This window comes from Pedococcus soli, from assembly GCF_054782575.1.
On the sequence record NZ_BAAGSF010000007.1, the window covers coordinates 1 to 3,496 of the forward strand.

General features: G+C 55.8%; 2 rRNA genes. Both read left to right on the top strand.

The annotated features are described in order from the left end of the window. The first annotated feature begins 176 nt into the window (after positions 1–176). Positions 177–3,296, top strand: a 23S ribosomal RNA gene (locus ACYVKF_RS19940). A 107-nt stretch (positions 3,297–3,403) separates the two neighbouring features. Continuing rightward, positions 3,404–3,496 (top strand): 5S ribosomal RNA (rrf, locus tag ACYVKF_RS19945); the annotation flags it as partial.

The window sequence follows — 3,496 nt, forward strand, 5'->3', positions numbered from 1 at the left end:
AGGCTCGGGCTGCTTGCAGCTTGTTCCTTCGGGCCGGTTTACGGCCTTGGACCCATCCCTCCAGTCAAACCACTGGGATTGTGCCTCTTCGTGAGGTGCGGTTCGAGCAGGTGCTGGGTGTGGGGTGGGGCCGCCCGTATTTTGAGAACTACACAGTGGACGCGAGCATCTTTGTGGCTCAAGTTTTTAAGGGCACACGGTGGATGCCTTGGCACCAGGAACCGAAGAAGGACGTAGGAATCTGCGATAAGCCTCGGGGAGTCGATAACCAGACTGTGATCCGAGGATTTCCGAATGGGGAAACCCGGCTGGAGGCAAGTCCAGTCACTCCCGCCTGAACACATAGGGCGGGTAGAGGGAACGTGGGGAAGTGAAACATCTCAGTACCCACAGGAAGAGAAAGCAACCGCGATTCCGTGAGTAGTGGCGAGCGAAAGCGGAAGAGGCTAAACCGTAGCTGTGTGATACCTGTCAGGGGTTGCAGTTGCGGGGTCGTGGGACTTTTCGGTCAGCACTGACATGTTGGCATGGAGTCAGAAATGCGCGTTGTAGTCGAAGGGCATTGAATGGCCCGGCACAGAGGGTGCGACCCCCGTAGACGAAACGATGTGCACTCCAGAGAAGTATCCCAAGTAGCACGGGGCCCGAGAAATCCCGTGTGAATCTGGCGGGACCACCCGCTAAGCCTAAATATTCCCTGGTGACCGATAGCGGACAAGTACCGTGAGGGAAAGGTGAAAAGTACCCCGGGAGGGGAGTGAAATAGATCCTGAAACCGTGTGCCTACAATCCGTCGGAGCCTCCTTGTGGGGTGACGGCGTGCCTTTTGAAGAATGAGCCTGCGAGTTAGTGCTCAGTGGCGAGGTTAACCCGTGTGGGGAAGCCGTAGCGAAAGCGAGTCCGAATAGGGCGTTTTAGTCGCTGGGTCTAGACCCGAAGCGGAGTGATCTACCCATGGCCAGGTTGAAGCGACGGTAAGACGTCGTGGAGGACCGAACCCACTTAGGTTGAAAACTGAGGGGATGAGCTGTGGGTAGGGGTGAAAGGCCAATCAAACTCCGTGATAGCTGGTTCTCCCCGAAATGCATTTAGGTGCAGCGTCACGTGTTTCTTACCGGAGGTAGAGCTACTGGATAGCTAATGGGCCTCACCAGGTTACTGACGTTAGCCAAACTCCGAATGCCGGTAAGTGAGAGCGTGGCAGTGAGACTGCGGGGGATAAGCTCCGTAGTCGAGAGGGAAACAGCCCAGACCACCATCTAAGGTCCCTAAGCGTGTGCTAAGTGGGAAAGGATGTGGAGTTGCATTGACAACCAGGAGGTTGGCTTAGAAGCAGCCACCCTTTAAAGAGTGCGTAATAGCTCACTGGTCAAGTGATTCCGCGCCGACAATGTAGCGGGGCTCAAGCACACCACCGAAGCTGTGGCATTGACACTTTGCCCGGCTGTGACACCTGCGGGTTCACGGTCCAAGCGTGTTGATGGGTAGGGGAGCGTCGTGTGGCCAGGGAAGCGGCGGAGTGATCCAGCCGTGGAGGCCACACGAGTGAGAATGCAGGCATGAGTAGCGAATGACGGGCGAGAAACCCGTCCGCCGAATAACCAAGGGTTCCAGGGTCAAGCTAATCTGCCCTGGGTAAGTCGGGACCTAAGGCGAGGCCGACAGGCGTAGTCGATGGACATCCGGTTGATATTCCGGAACCGGCGAAGAACCGCCCATGATGAACCTTTTGATGCTAAACGCCTGAAACCACGTGCTGACACCTTCGGGTGGAGGTTAGTGGTGGAGCGCGTGACCCGATCTGGTAGTAGTCAAGCGATGGAGAGACGCAGGAAGGTAGCCTCCGCGTGGCGATGGTAGTCCACGTCCAAGGGTGTAGGGCGAGCTGTAGGCAAATCCGCAGCTCACATAGCCTGAGACCTGATAGTGACCGCGTATGCGGGAAGCAGGGTGATCCTATGCTGCCAAGAAAATCTTCTAGCGAGGTTCGAGCCGCCCGTACCCCAAACCGACTCAGGTGGTTAGGTAGAGAATACCAAGGCGATCGAGTGAATCGTGGTTAAGGAATTCGGCAAAATACCCCCGTAACTTCGGGAGAAGGGGGGCCCGGATCCTGAAGACACTTGCTGTCTAGGGAGAACGGCCGCAGAGACCAGGGAGAAGCGACTGTTTACTAAAAACACAGGTCCGTGCGAAGTCGCAAGACGATGTATACGGACTGACGCCTGCCCGGTGCTGGAAGGTTAAGAGGACCGGTTAGTTCTTCGGAGCGAAGCTGAGAATTTAAGCCCCAGTAAACGGCGGTGGTAACTATAACCATCCTAAGGTAGCGAAATTCCTTGTCGGGTAAGTTCCGACCTGCACGAATGGCGTAACGACTTCTCCACTGTCTCAACCACGAACTCGGCGAAATTGCACTACGAGTAAAGATGCTCGTTACGCGCAGCAGGACGGAAAGACCCCGGGACCTTTACTACAGCTTGGTATTGGTGTTCGGTACGGCTTGTGTAGGATAGGTGGGAGACTGTGAAGCATGCACGCCAGTGTGTGTGGAGTCAACGTTGAAATACCACTCTGGTCGTTCTGGATATCTAACCTCGGTCCGTGATCCGGATCAGGGACAGTGCCTGGTGGGTAGTTTAACTGGGGCGGTTGCCTCCTAAAAGGTAACGGAGGCGCCCAAAGGTTCCCTCAGCCTGGTTGGCAATCAGGTTTTGAGTGTAAGTGCACAAGGGAGCTTGACTGTGAGACAGGCATGTCGAGCAGGGACGAAAGTCGGGACTAGTGATCCGGCGGTGGCTTGTGGAAGCGCCGTCGCTCAACGGATAAAAGGTACCCCGGGGATAACAGGCTGATCTTGCCCAAGAGTCCATATCGACGGCATGGTTTGGCACCTCGATGTCGGCTCGTCGCATCCTGGGGCTGGAGTAGGTCCCAAGGGTTGGGCTGTTCGCCCATTAAAGCGGTACGCGAGCTGGGTTTAGAACGTCGTGAGACAGTTCGGTCCCTATCCGCTGTGCGCGTAGGAAACTTGAGAAGAGCTGTCCCTAGTACGAGAGGACCGGGATGGACGAACCTCTGGTGTGTCAGTTGTTCTGCCAAGAGCACGGCTGATTAGCTACGTTCGGAAGTGATAACCGCTGAAAGCATCTAAGCGGGAAGCACGCTTCAAGATGAGGTTTCCATGGACTTCGGTCCGAGAGGCTCCCAGCTAGACTACTGGGTTGATAGGCCAGACGTGGAAGCACAGTAATGTGTGTAGCTGACTGGTACTAATAAGCCGATAACTTGATACAACAAAGATGTTACGCGTCCACTGTGTAGTTCCCGAGATACGGTCGGGAACCCCGCTCCAACCACCGCGCGTGTGGTGGGAGCACACCGAAAGATATCTCCATAGAGTTTCGGCTGTCATAGCGAAGGGGAAACGCCCGGCTCCATTCCGAACCCGGAAGCTAAGCCCTTCAGCGCCGATGGTACTGCACTGGTTACGGTG